This is a genomic window from Variovorax sp. EBFNA2, assembly GCF_033802765.1.
Taxonomy (GTDB): Bacteria; Pseudomonadota; Gammaproteobacteria; order Burkholderiales; family Burkholderiaceae_C; genus Variovorax; species Variovorax paradoxus_H.
Genome location: NZ_CP138496.1, coordinates 5,845,001 through 5,862,809, shown reverse-complemented (window position 1 = coordinate 5,862,809; position 17,809 = coordinate 5,845,001). Strand labels below are relative to the sequence as shown.

Below are 17,809 nucleotides of genomic sequence, written 5' to 3'. Positions count from 1 at the left end.
ACCATGAAACTCGCCACCCTGAAGGACGGCTCGCGCGACGGCCAGTTGGTCGTCGTCTCGCGCGACCTCACGCTCGCCCACTACGCCACCGGCATCGCCCACCGGCTGCAGCAGGTGCTGGACGACTGGGGCTTCATGAGCCCGCAGCTGCAGGACCTGTACGACGCGCTCAATCAGGGCCGCGCACGCCACGCCTTTCCGTTCGACCCCGCCCAGTGCATGGCGCCGCTGCCGCGCGCCTACCAGTGGGCCGACGGCTCGGCCTACCTGAACCACGTCGAGCTGGTGCGCCAGGCGCGCAACGCCGAAGTGCCCGAGAGCTTCTACACCGACCCGCTCATGTACCAGGGCGGCAGCGACGACTTCCTGGGCCCGGTCGACGACGTGATCGTGCCCAGCGAAGCCATGGGCATCGACTTCGAGGCCGAGATCGCCGTCGTCACCGGCGACGTGAAGATGGGTTCCACGCCCGACCAGGCCCTGGACGGCATCCGCCTCGTGATGCTGGCCAACGACGTGAGCCTGCGCAACCTCATTCCGGCCGAGCTGGCCAAGGGCTTCGGCTTCTTCCAGAGCAAGCCCGCCACCGCCTTCAGCCCCGTGGCCGTCACGCTCGACGAGATCGGCGCCGCCTGGCAGGACGGGCGCGTGCACCTGGCGCTGCAAAGCAGCTGGAACGGCCGCAAGGTCGGCCTGTGCGACGCCGGCCCCGAGATGACCTTCCACTTCGGCCAGCTCATCGCCCACATCGCCAAGACCCGCAACGTGCGCGCCGGCAGCATCGTCGGCAGCGGCACCGTGAGCAACAAGGGCGTCGAGAAAAACGGCCGCATGGAATGGCCCAAGGGCTACTCGTGCATCGCCGAGAAGCGCTGCATCGAAACCATCCAGGACGGCGCACCCGCCACCGACTTCATGAAGTTCGGCGACACGATTCGCATCGAGATGAAGGGGCTGGACGGCCGCTCGCTGTTCGGGGCGATTGATCAGGAGATTGTGTCGACGGCGGGGCGGGCGGTGGAGGCGCCTGTGTCGTTGGTGAATGCACCATCGGAAGGCGTGAGCAACTGACAGGCCGCGTCACGTGAATTCAGATCAATCATCGATCTGATTCAATAAGGATGCGGGTTCAGCGGAAAATGAAATCTTCTATTTGGCCGAAAAGCGTGCTACTTTTCGGTCAAATAGAAGTCGCAAATGCCTCGCGCTCCATCCGTTCACAGCACCGACACCCAGCTCGCACGCCGGGTGCAGCGAGCCCCGCGCGGCACGGTGTTCACGCCAGCCAGTTTCGCAAGCCTTGGCAGCCGCGCTGCGATCGACAAGGCGCTGCAGCGGCTGGTGGCGTCCGGCCATCTGCGCCGGTTGTCCCGCGGCCTGTACGACAAGCCCCGGCAGGACGAAATGCTCGGCACGCTCTGGCCCACGGTCGAGGCCGTTGTGCGTGCCCTCGCGGGCAAAGACCATATCCGAACGCAACCGACCGGGGCGTATGCCGCCAATCTGCTCGGTCTGTCGGAACAGGTGCCGGCCAAGGTCGTGTTGTTGACGGATGGGACCTCCCGCTCCGTGCAGGCGGGGCCGATTCAGATCACGCTCAAACGCACCACGCCGCGCGACATGGCGGCAGCAGGCCGCCTGAGCGGTCTGGTGATTCAAGCGTTCAAAAGCCTGGGCGCCAAGAACATCACTGCCGAGCGAATTCAGCGGCTGCGCCAGACCATTCCGGCGTCTGAGCGCACCAAGCTGCTTCAAGACATCGCGCTCGCGCCGGCGTGGATGCAGCCTCTGTTGCGTGACGTGGCTCGCGACGACGACGCCAAACCTTCCAAAGCAGCGCCACCTCCATGAACACAACATCACCGCCGGCCAGTCGATTCCTGTCCTTGTCGGCAGAACGGCGCACCCTGGCCTTCGAGCAGGCGGCCGCCGGGCGCGCAGGCCAGCAGGTCATGCTGGAAAAGGATTTCTGGGTCAGCTGGCTCCTGGGCTTGCTGTTCACCCTGCCCGATGTGGCCCCGCATCTGGTTTTCAAAGGCGGGACATCGCTGTCGAAGGTCTACGGTGTCATCGACCGGTTCTCGGAGGACATCGACCTGTGTCTTGTGCCTGCTTTCGTGGGAGCCGACGCCGAGGGCTTCGACGCACTGGGCAGCCGGACACGGCGTGACGCTGCGGTGCTGGAGATGCAGCGCCTGTGCGGCCTCAAGGTCAGAGAGGTCCTGCAGCCGCAGTTGGAGGCAGCAATTCGCGATGCACTGGGTGTTTCGCAGACCGCAGATGCGTGGTTGCGCTACGAAGAGGACGAGGTAGCGCGGTCGCCCATCTTGTACTTTCGATACCCGACGCAGCAGCGCACGGGCTTCTCCTACATCCAACGTGAGGTCAAGCTGGAGCTCGGCACGCTGACCGACCAGCAACCGACGGAACGTCACGCGATCCGTCCACTGGTGAGCGACGCTTTCCCCGCGATCTTTGACGACTGGCACTGTGAAGTCACCGCGCTGGCATTGGAGAGAACCTTCTGGGAGAAGGCGACGATCCTGCATGCGGAGTTCTACCGGCCAGACGAGCAGGGCTTGCCTGATCGCTATGCACGGCACTATTCGGACATGGCACGGTTGCTGGCACACGGGGACGCCGAACGTTTTCTGACCGATGAAACTCTGTGCGCACGTGTGGTGGATTGGAAAAGCCGCGTATTTGCGCGCGGCTGGGCGCGCTACGACCTCGCACGCGCCGGCACTTTCCGTTTGGTACCTCCGCTCGCGCGACGCACAGCGCTAGCTCAGGATTACGCAGTCATGCAGCAAATGTTCGCCAGTGCACCGCCCGCCTTCGAGGAGGTGCTGGCGAGTCTGGCAAAGGCCGAAGAGCAACTCAACGCCAGCAAGGGCGCGCGAATTTAAGCTGCCACCGCGCCCCGCAGCAACTCCTTCTGCGTCCGTATCCCCAACCGCCGGAACGCCCGGTACTGATGCGTGCGCACCGTGCTCAGCTCGACCCCCAGCATGCGCGCTGTTTCCTTCGCGGTGCGCCCGGCCATCAGGTGGCCGATCACCTCGCGTTCGCGCAGGCTCAGCGTCAGCAGCCGCGAGGCGAGGGTGGGCGCGGCCGCCTCGTGCACGGCCGCTGCGCTGCGGCTGTGGGCGCTGGCGGCGTCGGCCAGCAGCGTGGCGTGGGCGGCGATGACGGCGAAGTCGGTCTCGCCGAACTCGGGCTGCGCCAGGCTGCGGTAGAAGCTGACGGCCACGCGCTGGCCGCTCGGGCGCAGCAGCAGCACCGAGCTGCGCTCGCGGATGCCCACGTCGCCGTAGCAGGCGGCACGGTAGGCGGGGTCGGCCACCTCGTCGCCGTGCTGGTGGCCCATCCACAGCTGCGCGCGCTTCGGCAGCTTGCGCGCGGCGAGCCACGCCATGTGGGGGTCGAGCAGGTCGAAGCGCTGCGCCACGTAGCGCTCGGCGGTGCGCTCGGCCGTGTGGCCGTAGCTGCTGGCAGCCGAGACGGTCTCGATGCGGCCGGTGGCATCGACGCCGAACACGGTGCAGAAGGTGACGGGCATCACGCGGTGCATGGCCGCGAGGCAGCTGGCCGCCAGGTGCGGCGTGCCGATGCCCGCAAGCACGTCGCCGACGACGGCGGCCGACAACTGCGCGTCGGCGGCGGGATGGAGGCGCCAGCGTTTCATGGGGTTTTTAAGGGAGCTAGGGTAAATACCTCCTACGAAGTTATGACATTGGCGCGGACGCTGCATCGGGACAATCCCGTTCCATGACCACCACCCGTACCGCCGACGCCGCCACCGGCCCCGTGCCGCCGCCGTCCTCCGCGACCGCGCTGCCGCCCTCGGTCGGCGCCTTCCACTACACGCGCTTCGCGCCGCGCCTCCCGTCGCTCGGTGCCGACGGCATGGAGCCCGGCCGCCATCCCGTCGTGATCGCGGGCGGCGGCCCGGTGGGCATGGCGCTCGCGCTGGGGCTCGCCAACCACGGCATGCGCAGCGTGGTGCTCGAGGCCGACGACACGGTCTGCGTGGGCAGCCGCGCGGCCTGCATCTCGCGCCGCAGCCTGGAGATCGTCGAGCGCCTGGGTGCGCTGCCGGCCTTCCTGGGCAAAGGTCTGCCGTGGAGCGTGGGGCGCAGCTTCTACAAGACGGCCGAGGTGTTCCGCTTCGAGATGCCGCAGGACGCGCAGCAGAAGCTGCCGCCGATGATCAACCTGGAGCAGTACTACATCGAGCAGTACCTGCTGGACGCAATCGAACGCCGCAATGCCGCGACGCCGGGGCTCGTGGACATCCGCTGGGGCACCGAGCTCACCGCGCTCGCGCAGGACGACGATGGCGATGGCGTGACGCTCGACGTGCGCAACACCGAAGGCGCCTACCGCCTGCGCGGCCAGTGGCTCGCGGCCTGCGACGGCGGCCAGAGCTTCGTGCGCAAGTCGCTCGGGCTGGCGCTCGAGGGCACGGGCTACGAAGGCCGCTACGTGATCATCGACATCGAACTGCACAGCGGCCACCCGACCGAGCGCCGCGCGTGGTTCGACCCGCCGTGGAACCCGGGCTCGACCGTGCTGATGCACCGCCAACCCGACGACATCTGGCGTATCGACTACCAACTGCGCGCGGGGCAAAGCACCGAAGACGCGCTGCAGCCCGCGGCCGTGGCCGAGTTCGTGCAGCGCCACCTCGACGCCATCGGCGAAGGTCACCTGCCGTGGAAGACGGTGTGGACCTCGGTCTACCGCGCCGGCGCGATGACGCTCGACAGCTACCGCCACGGCCGCGTCGTGTTCGCGGGCAACGCGGCGCATGCGATGCCGATCTTCGGCGTGCGCGGCCTCAACTCGGGCTTCGACGACGCCGACAACCTGGCCTGGAAGCTGGCCTGTGTGGCGAAGGGCCTGTCGGGCGCGGCGCTGCTCGACGCGTACTCGCAGGAGCGCATCGCGGCCTTCCACATCAACGCCGAGGCCGCGATGCGCAGCACCGAGTTCATGTCGCCGCCCTCGCGCGGCTTCGACCTGCTGCGCGAGGCGGCGCTGTCGCTGTCCGAAGCGCACCGCGGCATCGCGCAGCTCATCAACCCGCGCCAGACGCAGGCCGTGCGCTACGACGATTCGGCGCTGTCGAGTGTGGGCGATGCGCTGCCCGCCGGGCCGCTGCCGGGCGAGGCGATGTCCGAGCAGCCGCTCGCGCAAGGTCACCTCACCGACTGGATCGGCCCCGTGTTCACGCTGCTGGTGCTGCAGCCCGACGTGATGCCCCTGCCCGCCGTTGACATCGCGCAGGCGCAGCAGGGCGCCTTGCCTTTTGCCGTGCGCACCATCGGCAGCCTCGAGAACAAGGATGCCGATGCGCAGGCGTCCACCGCTGTCTTCGCAGCACTCGGCGCGAGCGATGGCGCGGTCTACCTGCTGCGCCCCGACGGTCACGTGGCCGCGCGCTGGCACCGGCTGCCGGCCGGCGCACTGCCCGCCGCACTGGCCCGCGCCGCTGTCGCTACTTCACAGGACATTCCCGCATGACCACCACCGCCCCTTCGCTCCAACCCGAGGCGCGCGACCGCCTCTACGCCGAGTGCGCGCGCGCCATCACCGAGGCCGGCGCCGAACGCGAATCGCTGTTCCTCGCGCGGCTCGCGCTGCTGCTGTTCGAGCAGGTCGGCGACGAGTCGCGCTGCCGCGCCGCGCTGGCCGACGCGTTGCGCGCGCTGCCCGTACCATCGCTGTCCGCTTCCGAACAACAACATGGAGATTGATCTCATGGATCGCCGCACCCTTCTCGCCACGCTCGCTTCCGGCGCCGCCGTGGCCGCCGCCCCCTTCGCCCACGCCCAGGACTACCCCGCGCAGCTCATCAAGTGGGTCGTGCCGTATCCCGCGGGCGGCGGCACCGACGTGATCGCACGCGTGCTGGCCGAGGCCATGCGCCAGACGCTGGGCCAGCAGATCGTGGTCGACAACCGCCCAGGCGCATCGACCAACATCGGCGCCGACCTGGTCGCCAAGAGCAAGCCCGACGGCTACACGGTGCTCTCGGCCGACAACGCCGTGCTGGCCTTCAACGAGCACCTGTTCAGCAAGCTGCCGTTCAACCCCGAGAAAGACTTCACCTACATCGGCGCCATCGGCAAGTTCCCGCTCGCGCTGGTCGTGCACCCGGACTTCCCGGCCAAGACCTTCAAGGAGTTCCTGGCCTACGTGAAGGCCAACCCCGGCAAGGTCAACTACGCGTCGCCCGGCAACGGCTCGCCGCACCACCTGGCGATGGAAATGTTCAAGGCGCGCACCGGCACCTTCATCACCCACATCCCGTACCGCGGCGCGGCGCCGGCCATGGCCGACGTGATGGGCGGCCAGGTGCCGTGCATGTTCCTGGACCTGGCCTCGGGCCTGCCGATCATGCAGGGCAACAAGGTGCGCGTGCTGGCCATCGGCTCGGGCGCGCGCAGCAAGCGCCTGCCCGACGTGCCGACGCTGGCCGAAGTGGGCGTGCCCAACACCGAGGTGTTCGCGTTCCAGGGCATCCTCGGCCCGGCCGGCCTGCCCGCCGCCGCGGTGAACAAGCTCAACAGCGACCTGAACAAAGCCTTCAGCACGCCGGCCGTGCAGAAGCGTTTTGACGACTTCGGCATGGAAGCGATGCCCGGCACACCGGCGCAGTTCGCGGCGCTGTCGCGCGCGGAATCGAAGCGCTGGGGGCCGATCATCAAGCAGGCCGGCATCAAGCTGGACTGATGCCGCCGAGGGGCGTTCACCTCAACGGGTGAATGCCTTTCTGGAGCCGTCTTCGAAGACTTCGTCGTCGCGCTGCAGCTCGCCGTTCTCGTCCCAGCTGCGTTCGCGCGTCACGCGGCCCTTGTCGTCGAAGCTCGACTCGGCCAGCAGCTCGCCTGTTTCATTGAAGCGCTGGTGCGTGCCCACGGGCACCTGCCGGCTGCGTCCCGGCGCGAGGTAGCGGCCCTGCGCGGCGCGCTGGCCGCTGTCGTAGAACTCGGTCACGTCGACCGTGCGCCCGCTGCCGGCGCCGCTGTAGACGGCCTTGCTGCGCGGCTGGCCGTTGAGGTGGTAGCTGTCGTCGCTCACGGGCTCGCCCGAGGCGTTCCAGCGCTGGTCGCGCACCAGCGACCCGCGGTCGGAAAACTCCTGCTCGCGCTGGCGGATCGACGAACGACCGACCAGCAGCCACACGGTTTCGCGCCGCTTCACGCCCTCGGATGAAAAACTGCGCTCCACGCGCCGGTTGCCGCTGGTCTCGTCGACCACCGACGGCTTGCCGTTGTCGTAGAACTCCTGCGTGCGCACGCGCTTGCCCGCCTGGTACGAGAGCTTCGAGCGCAGGGTGCCGCGCGCGTCGAACAGGTCGACGGTCGACGGCCCGCCCGTGAAGCCGCACAGCTTCGCATCGTCGGCCACCGGCGCCAGCACGGGCGCCTCGGCGCAGCGCAGCATCGACATCTGGCCGCGCTCGGTGAACTCGACCATGGCGCGCTCGCTGCCGCGGTCGGGGTAGAAGGTGGCGCGCCGCAGCTGGCCGCCGGGGTAGAAGCTGCGCACGAGGCCGCGCTCCTGGCCGTCGTCGTACGTGGCCTCGCGCAGCACCTGGCCGCCGGGCGCGAACTCGCGCGCGCGGCCCTGCATGTTGCCCTTGGCGTTGACGGTGTGCTCGCGCGCGAGCTTGCCTTTTTCGTAGAAGCGCACCAGGCCCATGAAGACGCCGTTCTGCACCTGCTGCTCGCGCTGGAGCTCGCCGCTGCCGCGGTCCTTGCAGCGCATCAGGCCGGTCTTGCCGGCGGTGCTGTTGCCGTCGGCCGGGCTCACGCGCTGGCCGTTGAGCTCGCACTCCTGCTGCGCGTGGACGGCCGGGGTACCCAGCAACGCGGCCCATGCGATCACGGCCGGGCCGAGGAGGGACGCGGCCGCCCGGGGCGCCCGAAGCACGGGAGCGGGCGGGCGCGGGGTCACTTGTCGTACAGGGTGTCGAGCGAACGGAAGCCCTTGACCTCGATCGGGTTGCCGAAGGGGTCGCAGAAGAACATCGTCCACTGCTCGCCCGGCTGGCCTTCGAAGCGCACCTGCGGCTTCAGCACGAAGTCGGTGCCGGCGGCCTCGAGGCGTCCGGCCAGTGCCTGCCAGTCGGGCAGCGCGAGCACGATGCCGAAGTGCGGCATGGGCACCATCGCATCGCCGACGCGGCCGGTGCGGGTGGTCGCGAAGGGTTCACCGAGGTGCAGCGAGAGCTGGTGGCCGAAGAAGTCGAAGTCGACCCAGGTGTCGGTGCTGCGGCCTTCGGCGCAGCCGAGCACGTCGCCGTAGAAGCGGCGCGCGCCGTCGAGGTCACGCACGTGAATGGCAAGGTGAAAGATGCTTTGCATGGTTTTGGATTATGGGCAGCGGTGCTGTGAGAATGCCGGACTTTCTTTCAATCATGGAGCTCGCCTTGCGGATACTCCGAGCCCTCGTCGCACCGCTGCGCCTGCTGTCGCGCGGCACCGACCGGCCGGCGCCCCAGCGCCTTCTTGCACGTCTGACTGGCCAGGCCTTCGCGGCTGTCGGTGGTTGTTTTCTTGCGGTTGCGGCGCATGCCGCCGCCTGCCCGCCCTCGGCCATCGCGAGCCTCGAGAAGCCCGGCATCGGCCTGCGCAACGGCGTCGATCGCGGCCTGCTGTGGCGCATCGAACGCGACGGCCGCACCTCGTGGCTCTACGGCACGATGCATCTGGGGCGCGGCGAATGGGTGCGACCCGGCCCCACGGTGCAGAAGGCGATGGCGCAGAGCGACACGCTCGCGCTCGAGCTCGACTCGCGCGACGAGGCCACGGTGCGCGCCCTGAGCCAACCCGCCGACCCGGCCGCGGTGGCGCGCGTGCTCAGCGGCGAACGCGCCCGCCGGCTCGAGCGCCAGAACGCCGAGGCCTGCGTGCCGCCGGGCTCGACCGCCAGACTGCCGCCGATCCTGCAGGTCACGACGCTGACCGCGCTGGCGGCGCGCGCCGACGGCCTGTACGCGGAGTTCGGCGTCGACGAGACGCTGGCCGTCTCGGCACGCAACAGCAACAAGCCGATCGTCGCGCTCGAGAGCGCGGCCGACCAGCTGCGCTGGCTCACCGGCGGCTCCGAAGCGGAAGAGGCCGAGCAGATCGACGCCATGCTCGACGAGCTGGAATCGGGCCGGCTGCGCGGCCAGCTCAAGGCGCTGGCCGACATCTGGGCGCGCAGCGACGCGGCCCGCCTGGCGCGCTACCCCGAGTGGTGCGGGTGCCTGAACACGCCGGCCGAGCAGCGCCTCATGAAGCGCTTGCTCGACGACCGCAACCCCGGCCTGGCCGACGGCATCGAGCGCCTGCATGCGGGCGGGCGCAGCGCGTTCGCCGCGGTCGGCGCGCTGCACATGGTCGGCGCACAAGGCCTGCCCACGCTGATGGCGGCGCGCGGCTTCACCGTGACGCCGGTGCTCACCGAGGCGCAGGCGCAGATGGCACTGCCGATGCCGGCGCTCGCGGCGCCCGAGCCGCCGTCGCGCAAGGCCGTGCGCGGCGGCAAGAACGTCAAGGGGCAGAAGGCGGCCAAGGGCCAGGGCCAGAGCCAGAAGGCTGCCGCGAAGGGCGGGGCCAAGCCGGCCACGAAGGCCGCCGCGCCCAAGAGCGGCAAGCCCGCCCCCAAGGCCACCAACGGCAAAGTGCGCCGATAATCGCGACCGCCATGCACACGCTGCGCCCCCACCCCCGCCTGATCGGCCGTCTCGGCCGGTGGGTGCTGTTGTGGTTCGTGCTGTCGCTGGGCGTGGCGGTGGCCGCGCCGGTGGTGCATCCGCAGGCGATGGAACTGGTGTGTTCCGGCGCCGGCACCATCAAGGTGGTGGTCCACACCGAAGACGGCGTGCAGGACATGGGCGCCACGCACATGGACTGCCCGCTGTGCGTGCTGACTGGCGCACCGCCCCCGCCACCCGTGGCGGCCGCGTTCGATGCGCCCCTGCCGCTGGGGCGCGTGCTTCAACCGATTCCCGCCGCGCGCCATGCCGCGGCCACGGCCGCACCGCTGCCGGCCCGTGGGCCCCCGCCTTCCGCCTGAGCGATCAGCAACAGCGCTGCCTGTCTGTGCACCCCGCGTGCGCGCAGGCGGCCCCCTTTGGCTTGAAGTTCGTGGAGCCGGCTCCCCTTGAAACCCCATTCCCGCGCCCTGGCGATCGCCATGGCATTTCCTCTCGGCGCGCCCGTGTGGGCGCAGCAGCAGCCTCCGCCGCCTGAGGCCGCCGCCGCCCCGGGCCGCGCGCTCGGCACCGTCACCATCAGCGGTGGCCGCCCGACCTCGCTGCCGACGCAGATCCCGACCACCATCGAAGGCGTGACCGCCGAGCAGATCGCCGAGACGGTCAACGCGACCGACGCGGAAGACGCGCTCAAGTACCTGCCGAGCCTGCTGGTGCGCAAGCGCTACATCGGCGACTTCAACCACGCGGTGCTCGCCACACGCGCTTCGGGCACGGGCAACAGCGCGCGCGCAATGGTCTACGCCGACGGCATCATGCTGTCGAACCCGCTGGGCAATGGCGCCACCTTCGCGCCGCGCTGGGGCATGGTGTCGCCCGACGAGATCGAGCGTGTCGACGTGCTCTACGGTCCGTTCTCGGCCGCCTACCCGGGCAACTCGGTGGGCGCCGTGGTCGACTACGTGACGCGCATGCCCACGCAGCTCGAGGCGCACGTCAAGCTCAGCGGCTTCGCCTCGAACTTCGACCTGGACAAGAGCCACTCGTCGCCGGGCGGCCAGCAGCTCGACCTGTCGCTGGGCAGCCGCAGCGGCGACTGGTCGTGGTGGCTCGGCGCCTCGCGCACCCACAGCAAGGGGCAGGCGCTGTCGTTCGCCAACCGGCTCGTCAGCGCGGGCACCGTCGGCACGGCGGGCACGCCCGTCACCGGTGCGGTGCTCGGGCTGAACCCGTCGAACCAGCCGTGGTGGCTGCTCGGCGGCACGACCGCTTACGACACGACCCAGGAGCAGGCCAAGCTCAAGCTGGCCTACGACTTCTCGCCCACGGTGCGCGCCACCTACACGCTGGGCGCCTGGCACAACACCACGCACGGCAGCACCGACACCTATTTGCGCGATGCGCTCGGGCAGCCGGTGTACGGCGGGCGCGTGAACCTCGGCGGGCGCACCTACACCCTCGACACGCCGGCCGCCGCCTTCGCGCCGACCGAGACGGCGCTCACGCACTACATGCACGGCCTCTCGGTGAAGAGCCACACGGGCGGCGTGTTCGACTGGGAAGTGGCGGCGAGCCTGTTCGACTACGCCAAGGACACCTCGCGCACGCCGACCGTGGCGTTGCCCGGTGCGTTCTACGGCGGCCCCGGTCGCACCACCGACATGGGCGGCACCGGCTGGCACACCTTCAAGGCCGCGGGCACCTGGCGGCCCACCGGCTCGGCCGAGGGCGTGGGCGCGCACGTGGTCGACTTCGGTGTCCAGCAAGACACCGCGCGGCTGCGCAGCGCCATCGGCAACACGCGCGACTGGATCGGCGGGCCGGCCGTGTCGCCGTTTTCCGCCTTCAACGGCAACACGCGGCTGCGCTCGCTCTACGTGCAGGACACCTGGCGCTTCGCCAAAGACTGGAAGACCACGCTGGGCCTGCGCCACGAGCGCTGGGAGGCGTACGGTGGCCAGCTCGGCAACGCGGCGCGGCTGCTCGACTTCGCGCCGCGCAAGAACAGCTTCGTCTCGCCCAAGGCCGCGCTCGCCTGGCAGGCCACGCCCGACTGGCTCTTCAAGGCCTCGACCGGCCGCGCCGTGCGCATGCCCACCGTGAGCGAGCTCTACCAGGGCTCGATCGAGGGCAACCGCATCGTCAACACCAACCCGAACCTGCGCCCCGAGCGTTCGTGGACCGCCGAACTGAGCGCCGAGCGCGACCTCAAGCGCTGGGGGTTCGACGGCGTGCTGCGCACGACGCTGTTCTTCGAGCACACGAAAGACGCGCTCTACACCCAGGCGCTCACCAACCTCGTGAGCACGATCCAGAACGTCGACGCCATCCGCACGCGCGGGCTGGAAGTGGCGCTGAACACGGTCGACGCGGGCATCCAGGGACTCGACCTGAGCGGCAGCCTCACGCTGACCGATTCGAAGATCACCGCCAACAGCGGCTTCCCCGCCAGCGTGGGGCGCGACCAGCCGCGCGTGCCCAAGGTGCGCGCCTCGCTGCTCGCCACCTACCGGCCCGATGCCAAGTGGAGCTACACAGTGGGCGCGCGCTACAGCGGCCGGCAGTACGGCACGCTCGACAACAGCGATCCGAACGGCATGGCCTTCATGGGCTTCTCGAAGTTCTTCGTGGTCGACGCGCGCATCCGCTACCGCATCGACCGCCAGTGGAGCGCCGCCGTCGGCATCGACAACCTCAACAACCGGACCTACTGGGCCTTCCACCCGTACCCGCAACGCACCTTCGTGGCCGAACTCAAGTTCGACCTTTGACCCTCACTTTTTCCTATCCAAGGACACACGCCATGACGAAGCCTTTCACTCCCACCTTCCACATCCTCGCCGCCTGCGCTCTGCTGGCCGGTGCCGGCGCCGCTGGCGCCCACGTGAGCCTGCCCCCGGGCGGCGCCACCGTCGGCAGCGAGTACAACGCCGCCTTCCGCGTCGGCCACGCCTGCGAAGGCGCCAAGGCCACCACCGGCCTCGCGGTGCGCCTGCCCAAGGGCTTCGTGCTCACCGACGCGCAGGCGCGCAAGGGCTGGAAGCTCGATGCGCCCAAAGCAGGCAGCGTCGAAGGCGAAGTGCGCTGGACCGCAGAGACGCCGCAGAACGCGCTGCCCGCCGCCGAGCGCGGCGAGTTCGTGCTGCGCGGCAAGGTGCCTGCCGCGCCGGGCCCGCTGTGGTTCAAGGTGCACCAGGACTGCGACGTCGGCAGCGTCGACTGGGCCCAGGTGCCCGCCGCGGGCAGCGCCACGGCCGGCCTGAAGACGCCCGCGCCCAAGCTCGAGGTGGTGGCGCAGGGCGTGGCCACGGTCGACGTGCGCGACGCCTGGGTGCGCCAGTCGGTGCCGGGCCAGAGCGGCACGGGCGCCTTCATGAAGCTCACCGCGCCCACGGGCACGAAGCTGGTCGGCATCTCGACGCCCGCCGCCGGCGTGGCCGAGGTGCACGAGATGAAGATGGAAGGCGACACCATGCGCATGCGCGAACTGGCGGGCGGCCTCGACCTGCCGGCCGGCAAGACCGTCGAGCTCAAGCCCGGCGGCTACCACGTGATGCTGATGGACCTGAAGGGCGCGATGGCCAAGGGCGCGACCGTGCCCATGACCCTGAAGTTCGAGGACGCCAAGGGCGCGAAGACCACGCTGGAACTGAAGCTGCCGGTCGGTGCGCCCGAAGGTGCAGCGCCGGCGCCCGCGGCAGGCGGCGCGCATCAGCACCACCAGCACAAGCACTGACCCCCTCGGGTCTCGCCGGACCGTCAGAGCAACTGGTCCGGCGCCAGCGGCCCGAACAGCCGCAGCAGGAAGCGCAGCGTGGCGCTCGCGTCGGGCTCGGTGTCCGTGTCCTGCAGGCCGCTGCCTTCGGGCGCGCGCCACACCAGCGCGCCCTTCACCAGCTCGACATGCCACGAGCGCTCGCGCATGCCGCGCTCGATCTGCTCGGCCGCCACGCGCGAGAGTTCGCTGCTGCGGATCAGCAGCGCGATCTCGGTGTTCTGCAGCTGCGAGCGCAGGTCGAGGTTCATGGAGCCGACCACCAGCAGCCGGCCGTCCATCACCAGCACCTTGGAGTGCAGCATCGCGCGCGATTCACCACTGGCGCTGCCCGCGCTGCTGCCGCCCGAAGAGCCGAACACATTGCCGAAGTCGGCCTGTTCACTGCGCAGCTCGTACAGCTCGACGCCCGCGGCCAGCAACGCCTTGCGATGGCGCGCGTAGCCCACGTGGGCGATGGGTGCGTCGTTCGAGGCCAGTGAATTCGTCAGCACGCGGATGCGCACGCCGCGCGCGTGCGCCGCGGCAAAGGCCTGCTGCATGTCGGGGCCGGGCACGAAGTAGGGCGAGATGATCAGCAGGTCGGTGCGCGCCTGGCCGATCAGGTGCAGCAGGCCTTCGACCACCGTGTCGCCGCTGGACGCCAGGTCGGCCAGTGCCGCGGCGTTGCGCGACGGCAGCGCGGACCGGCTCACCACGAGGTCGGGGTTGCGCATCGCGCCGGGGCCGCGGTCGGCCGGGATCTTGCCGGGCGCGTCGGCAAGCATCAGCGCCGGCGCCCAGACGAAGGTGGCGGTGCGCAGGTCGAGCGGCTTCTCGTCCCAGGCGCGGGCGCGCTGTTCGGCCGTGGGCGCCGCGCCGGGGCGGGGCTCGCCGTCGGGCGGCTTCGGGAGGTTGCGGGCCTCGGCGGCTCCGTCGCCGAGTTCCTTGTCGGCGCGCTGGGCGCGTTCGCGGATGCGCTGGAACTCCTCGCGCGAGACCAGCGACTGCACGGGGTAGGCACGCTCGTTGTTCCAGTAGCTGTCGAAGCTGCGCGAGAGGTCTTGCACGATCGGGCCGGCCGCCAGCACGTCGACATCGACGAAGTTGCCGGTGGTGGCATTGCCGAAGTAGGCGTCGCCCAGGTTGCGCCCGCCGGTCACGCCCATCACGTTGTCGGCCAGGAACAGCTTGTTGTGCATGCGCTGCTGGATGCGCGAGACGTCGCCGATGGCGTTGAGCATGCGGTTGAAGCCGGTGCCGCGCGAGCCCGCCAGCGGATTGAACAGCCGCATCTCGATGTTCGGGATGAAGGCCAGCCCGAGCACCAGCGCGTCGCGGCCGATGGTGTGGAAGTCGTCCAGCAGGATGCGCACCCGCACGCCGCGCTCGGCCGCCGTCTGCAACCCACGCACCAGCCGGCCCGTGCTGGCGTCGGCGTGAATGGCGTAGTACTGCAGGTCCAACGTTTTCTGCGCACCCTCGATCAGCGCCAGCCGGCTGCCATAGGCGGCCTGCGGACCGCCCAGCAAGAGGAAGCCCGAGTCGAAGCGGGCCTTGTCTGCCTGCCGCCGCTCTTTCAGCAGCGTGGCCAGCGCCGTGCCGTCAGGCGAGGCGAGCGCGCTTGAGACGGGGCGGTCCACCTCCTTCGGCAGCTGCGCGCAGGCGCCGAGCACCAGGATGGCCAGCAGCGCGACGCTGCGGCGGGCAATTGCGCGGAAGGAAGAAGAAGGCATGCGGCGAGATTTTTCCGGGGCCAGGGAAGGCGGTGCCGCATGTATAGCCGAGTTGGCGCCCGCCGGGGGTGGGACGGGCGGCCAACCGGTGCTCAGCGTCCGGCGCCGAGTTCTTCCTGGCGCTCCAGCGCAGCGAGCAGTTCGTCGTCGATCTTGGCGTGGCGCTCGCTCAGTTCGACCGCGCGCGAGGCGTCGCTCGCATAGATCGCACCGCCGTCGAGCTCGAGCATTTCGCTGATGCGCTTCTGTTCGGCTTCGAGGGCTTCGATCTGCGCGGGCAGGGCTTCGAGTTCGCGCTGCTCCTTGTAAGAGAGCTTCTTGCGGGGGCCGCCCGTGGGGGCAGCGGCGGGTGCAGCCGCGGGAGCCGGGGCCGGTGCGGCGGCAGGCGCCGGCGGTGCCGACGCGAGGCGCTGCTCGGCGATTTCGCGTGCGCGCTTCGACTGGATCAGCCAGTCTTCCACGCTGCCTTCGTACTCGCGCCAGCGGCCGTCGCCCTCGAAGGCGATCGTGCTGGTCACCACGTTGTCGAGGAAGGTGCGGTCGTGGCTCACGAGGAACACGGTGCCGTCGTAGTCCTGCAGCAGGCCTTCGAGCAGTTCGAGCGTGTCGATGTCCAGGTCGTTGGTCGGCTCGTCGAGCACCAGCACGTTGGCCGGGCGCGCGAACAGGCGCGCCAGCAGCAGGCGGTTGCGTTCACCGCCGCTGAGCGAGCGAACGGGGGAGTTGGCGCGCGCGGGGGAGAACAGGAAGTCGGAGAGGTAGCTCTTGACGTGCTTCTTCTGGCTGCCGATTTCGATCCACTCGCTGCCGGGGCTGATGAAGTCTTCGAGCGTGGCATCGAGGTCGAGCTTGTCGCGCATCTGGTCGAAGTAGGCGACCTGCTGGTTGGTGCCGCGGCGGATCTTGCCGCTGTCGGGCTCGAGTTCGCCCAGGATCAGCTTGAGCAACGTCGTCTTGCCGGCGCCGTTCGGGCCCAGCAGGCCGATCTTGTCGCCGCGCAGGATCGTGCCGCTGAAGCCGCGGATCACGGTTTTCTCGCCGAAGGACTTGGTGGCGTCGGTGAGCTCGGCCACGATCTTGCCGCTGGACTGGCCCGAGGCCACGTCCATGTTGACGCTGCCCTGCACCTCGCGGCGCGCGGAACGGCTGGCGCGCAACTCCTGCAGTCGCGTGATGCGGCTCTGGCTGCGCGTGCGGCGGGCTTCGACGCCCTTGCGGATCCAGATCTCTTCCTGCGCCAGCAGCTTGTCGGCCTTGGCGCTGATGATCGCTTCCTGGGCGAGCTGTTCTTCCTTCTGAAGAAGGTACTGCTCGAAATTGCCGGGGTAGGACCCCAGCTTGCCCCGGTCGAGTTCCACGATGCGGGTGGCGACGCGGTTCAAAAAGCTGCGGTCGTGGGTGATGGTGACGACGCTGCCCTTGAAGTCGATCAGCAGCTGTTCCAGCCACTCGATGGAGTCGAGGTCCAGGTGGTTGGTGGGTTCGTCTAGTAGGAGCACGTCCGGCGCGGCCACCAGGGCCTGGGCCAGGGCGACCCGCTTGCGCGTGCCGCCGGAGAGGGAGCCGACGCGCGCATTGCGGTCGAGGTGGAGGCGGTGCAGCGTCTCTTCGACACGCTGCTCCCAGTTCCAGGCGTCGTAGGCTTCGATCTTGGACTGCAGGGCGTCCAGGTCGAGCCCATCCGCGCCAGAGAGATACAGGTCGCGAATGGCGATGACTTCGCCCAGGCCTTGGCTGGCGGCGGTGAAGACGTCCGCATCCATGTCGAGTGCGGGCTCCTGCGCCACGTAGGCCACGCGAAGGTTCTGCTGCAGCTGCAGCGTGCCGTCGTCGGGCTTTTCCAGCCCGCCCAGTATCTTGAGCATCGACGACTTGCCGGCGCCATTGCGGCCGATCAGGCCGATGCGCTCCGATTCGAGAAGAGAGAAGTCCGCATGATCCAGCAGCGGGACGTGACCGAACGCGAGCTGCGCGTCGAGGAGTGTGATGAGTGCCATGTGGCACGGATTATCGGAGGGGCGGGTGACGGCGCCTGGCGGCCGGGGGAGAAGGCTTTCTTGCGGCTCTCTATATAGAGAGGTCTGGAGTCATCTGGGAGAGACGCTGGCAACCGGGGAGGAGGCTTGAGGCTCGGCGGCGAGCGAGGCGACAAGGCCCTCTTCAAGTTTCTTTCGGCTTGGCTTGCACGAGCCAAAATCTGTCATATACTCGTGGGCTTCGCTACTGAATACCTCTGGTGTTCGAGGCGACTGGAACTCTCAGGAGTGCTGGTTGTGGGTGGTGAAGAAAGTCTTCGAAAGTTGACGCGGTTTGAAAAAACAGTGCATAATCGAAGGCTTCGCTGGAAACAACTTCAGCGACTTGAACTGAAAGGTTCGGGTTGCAGGAAAGAAGGAGTGGAAAGCGAAAAAAGTCTCCGAAAGTTGACGCGGTTTGAAAAAACAGTGCATAATCGAAGGCTCCGCTGAAAACAACTTCAGCAGCTTGAATCGAAAGATTCGGGATGCGAAAAAAGAAGTTGAAGAAAGCGAAAAAGTTTGACGATACTTAAAAAATCGTGTTAGACTACAAGGCTTCGCTGATCGCAGCAAAGCAAACGAAGTA

The 17,809-nt window shown here is 68.9% G+C and carries 15 protein-coding genes; 10 read left to right on the top strand and 5 right to left on the bottom strand.

Annotation, left to right across the window (positions count from 1 at the left end; translation table 11 throughout):
* Positions 1-3: 3 nt before the first annotated feature.
* From RZE79_RS27530 to RZE79_RS27520, 3 genes are all read left to right on the top strand, one after another.
* Positions 4-1,071 (top strand): fumarylacetoacetate hydrolase family protein, encoded by a 1,068-nt coding sequence (locus RZE79_RS27530; RefSeq protein WP_319357675.1) that lies wholly within the window; start codon positions 4-6, stop codon positions 1,069-1,071.
* 126 nt (positions 1,072-1,197) lie between these two features.
* Positions 1,198-1,851, top strand: a complete 654-nt coding sequence (locus RZE79_RS27525) for a DUF6088 family protein (RefSeq protein ID WP_319357674.1) — start codon at positions 1,198-1,200, stop codon at positions 1,849-1,851.
* On the top strand, positions 1,848-2,909 hold the full coding sequence (locus tag RZE79_RS27520) for a nucleotidyl transferase AbiEii/AbiGii toxin family protein (protein WP_319357673.1): 1,062 nt from the start codon (positions 1,848-1,850) through the stop codon (positions 2,907-2,909). Before RZE79_RS27525 ends, RZE79_RS27520 begins: the two co-directional genes overlap by 4 nt.
* Here RZE79_RS27520 and RZE79_RS27515 read toward each other — a convergent pair.
* On the bottom strand, positions 2,906-3,688 hold the full coding sequence (locus RZE79_RS27515; RefSeq protein ID WP_319357672.1) for a helix-turn-helix transcriptional regulator: 783 nt from the start codon (positions 3,686-3,688) through the stop codon (positions 2,906-2,908). The genes RZE79_RS27520 and RZE79_RS27515 overlap by 4 nt on opposite strands.
* 83 nt (positions 3,689-3,771) lie before the next feature.
* Between RZE79_RS27515 and RZE79_RS27510 the strand changes: the two genes are divergently transcribed.
* Genes RZE79_RS27510 through RZE79_RS27500 form a run of 3 tightly spaced genes read left to right on the top strand, consistent with a single transcriptional unit; the run spans position 3,772 to position 6,741 of the window.
* Positions 3,772-5,529 (top strand): FAD-dependent monooxygenase, encoded by a 1,758-nt coding sequence (locus RZE79_RS27510; protein ID WP_319357671.1) that lies wholly within the window; start codon positions 3,772-3,774, stop codon positions 5,527-5,529.
* Positions 5,526-5,762: a hypothetical protein gene (locus RZE79_RS27505; protein WP_319357670.1), complete on the top strand. Its 237-nt coding sequence runs from the start codon at positions 5,526-5,528 to the stop codon at positions 5,760-5,762. The genes RZE79_RS27510 and RZE79_RS27505 overlap by 4 nt, the downstream gene beginning before the upstream one ends.
* A 4-nt stretch (positions 5,763-5,766) precedes the next feature.
* Positions 5,767-6,741 (top strand): tripartite tricarboxylate transporter substrate binding protein, encoded by a 975-nt coding sequence (locus tag RZE79_RS27500; RefSeq protein ID WP_319357669.1) that lies wholly within the window; start codon positions 5,767-5,769, stop codon positions 6,739-6,741.
* Between the two features lie 21 nt (positions 6,742-6,762).
* Here the strand turns inward: RZE79_RS27500 and RZE79_RS27495 are convergent, their stop codons facing one another.
* Together RZE79_RS27495 and RZE79_RS27490 are read right to left on the bottom strand one after the other, a co-directional pair.
* Positions 6,763-7,899, bottom strand: a complete 1,137-nt coding sequence (locus tag RZE79_RS27495; protein WP_319357668.1) for a hypothetical protein — start codon at positions 7,897-7,899, stop codon at positions 6,763-6,765.
* A gap of 65 nt (positions 7,900-7,964) precedes the next feature.
* Positions 7,965-8,378 (bottom strand): VOC family protein, encoded by a 414-nt coding sequence (locus RZE79_RS27490; RefSeq protein WP_153281869.1) that lies wholly within the window; start codon positions 8,376-8,378, stop codon positions 7,965-7,967.
* Between the two features lie 65 nt (positions 8,379-8,443).
* On the opposite strand from RZE79_RS27490, the gene RZE79_RS27485 reads away from it, so the two are divergent.
* The 4 genes from RZE79_RS27485 (at position 8,444) to RZE79_RS27470 (ending at position 13,451) form a co-directional block, all read left to right on the top strand.
* Positions 8,444-9,694 (top strand): TraB/GumN family protein, encoded by a 1,251-nt coding sequence (locus RZE79_RS27485; RefSeq protein ID WP_319357667.1) that lies wholly within the window; start codon positions 8,444-8,446, stop codon positions 9,692-9,694.
* Positions 9,695-9,705: 11 nt separating this feature from the next.
* Complete coding sequence (locus RZE79_RS27480; RefSeq protein ID WP_319357666.1) at positions 9,706-10,077, top strand: DUF2946 family protein; 372 nt, start codon at positions 9,706-9,708, stop codon at positions 10,075-10,077.
* 120 nt (positions 10,078-10,197) lie between these two features.
* On the top strand, positions 10,198-12,486 hold the full coding sequence (locus RZE79_RS27475) for a TonB-dependent receptor (protein ID WP_319357665.1): 2,289 nt from the start codon (positions 10,198-10,200) through the stop codon (positions 12,484-12,486).
* A gap of 32 nt (positions 12,487-12,518) precedes the next feature.
* Entirely contained in the window at positions 12,519-13,451 is a 933-nt protein-coding gene (locus RZE79_RS27470) for a copper chaperone PCu(A)C (RefSeq protein ID WP_319357664.1), read from the top strand.
* A gap of 23 nt (positions 13,452-13,474) precedes the next feature.
* On the opposite strand, the gene RZE79_RS27465 is transcribed toward RZE79_RS27470, so the two are convergent.
* Together RZE79_RS27465 and RZE79_RS27460 are read right to left on the bottom strand one after the other, a co-directional pair.
* Positions 13,475-15,205: a phospholipase D family protein gene (locus RZE79_RS27465; RefSeq protein ID WP_319357663.1), complete on the bottom strand. Its 1,731-nt coding sequence runs from the start codon at positions 15,203-15,205 to the stop codon at positions 13,475-13,477.
* A 92-nt stretch (positions 15,206-15,297) separates the two neighbouring features.
* Positions 15,298-17,202, bottom strand: a complete 1,905-nt coding sequence (locus RZE79_RS27460; RefSeq protein ID WP_153281875.1) for an ATP-binding cassette domain-containing protein — start codon at positions 17,200-17,202, stop codon at positions 15,298-15,300.
* Positions 17,203-17,809 lie beyond the last annotated feature (607 nt).

Excerpts from the sequence above, each read along its gene's own strand:
- RZE79_RS27530 (WP_319357675.1), top strand. The coding sequence starts at position 4 with ATGAAACTCGCCACCCTGAAGGACGGCTCGCGCGACGGCCAGTTGGTC.
- RZE79_RS27525 (WP_319357674.1), top strand. The coding sequence starts at position 1,198 with ATGCCTCGCGCTCCATCCGTTCACAGCACCGACACCCAGCTCGCACGC.
- RZE79_RS27520 (WP_319357673.1), top strand. The coding sequence starts at position 1,848 with ATGAACACAACATCACCGCCGGCCAGTCGATTCCTGTCCTTGTCGGCA.
- RZE79_RS27515 (WP_319357672.1), bottom strand. The coding sequence starts at position 3,688 with ATGAAACGCTGGCGCCTCCATCCCGCCGCCGACGCGCAGTTGTCGGCC.
- RZE79_RS27510 (WP_319357671.1), top strand. The coding sequence starts at position 3,772 with ATGACCACCACCCGTACCGCCGACGCCGCCACCGGCCCCGTGCCGCCG.
- RZE79_RS27505 (WP_319357670.1), top strand. The coding sequence starts at position 5,526 with ATGACCACCACCGCCCCTTCGCTCCAACCCGAGGCGCGCGACCGCCTC.
- RZE79_RS27500 (WP_319357669.1), top strand. The coding sequence starts at position 5,767 with ATGGATCGCCGCACCCTTCTCGCCACGCTCGCTTCCGGCGCCGCCGTG.
- RZE79_RS27490 (WP_153281869.1), bottom strand. The coding sequence starts at position 8,378 with ATGCAAAGCATCTTTCACCTTGCCATTCACGTGCGTGACCTCGACGGC.
- RZE79_RS27480 (WP_319357666.1), top strand. The coding sequence starts at position 9,706 with ATGCACACGCTGCGCCCCCACCCCCGCCTGATCGGCCGTCTCGGCCGG.
- RZE79_RS27475 (WP_319357665.1), top strand. The coding sequence starts at position 10,198 with ATGGCATTTCCTCTCGGCGCGCCCGTGTGGGCGCAGCAGCAGCCTCCG.
- RZE79_RS27470 (WP_319357664.1), top strand. The coding sequence starts at position 12,519 with ATGACGAAGCCTTTCACTCCCACCTTCCACATCCTCGCCGCCTGCGCT.
- RZE79_RS27465 (WP_319357663.1), bottom strand. The coding sequence starts at position 15,205 with ATGCCTTCTTCTTCCTTCCGCGCAATTGCCCGCCGCAGCGTCGCGCTG.
- RZE79_RS27460 (WP_153281875.1), bottom strand. The coding sequence starts at position 17,202 with ATGGCACTCATCACACTCCTCGACGCGCAGCTCGCGTTCGGTCACGTC.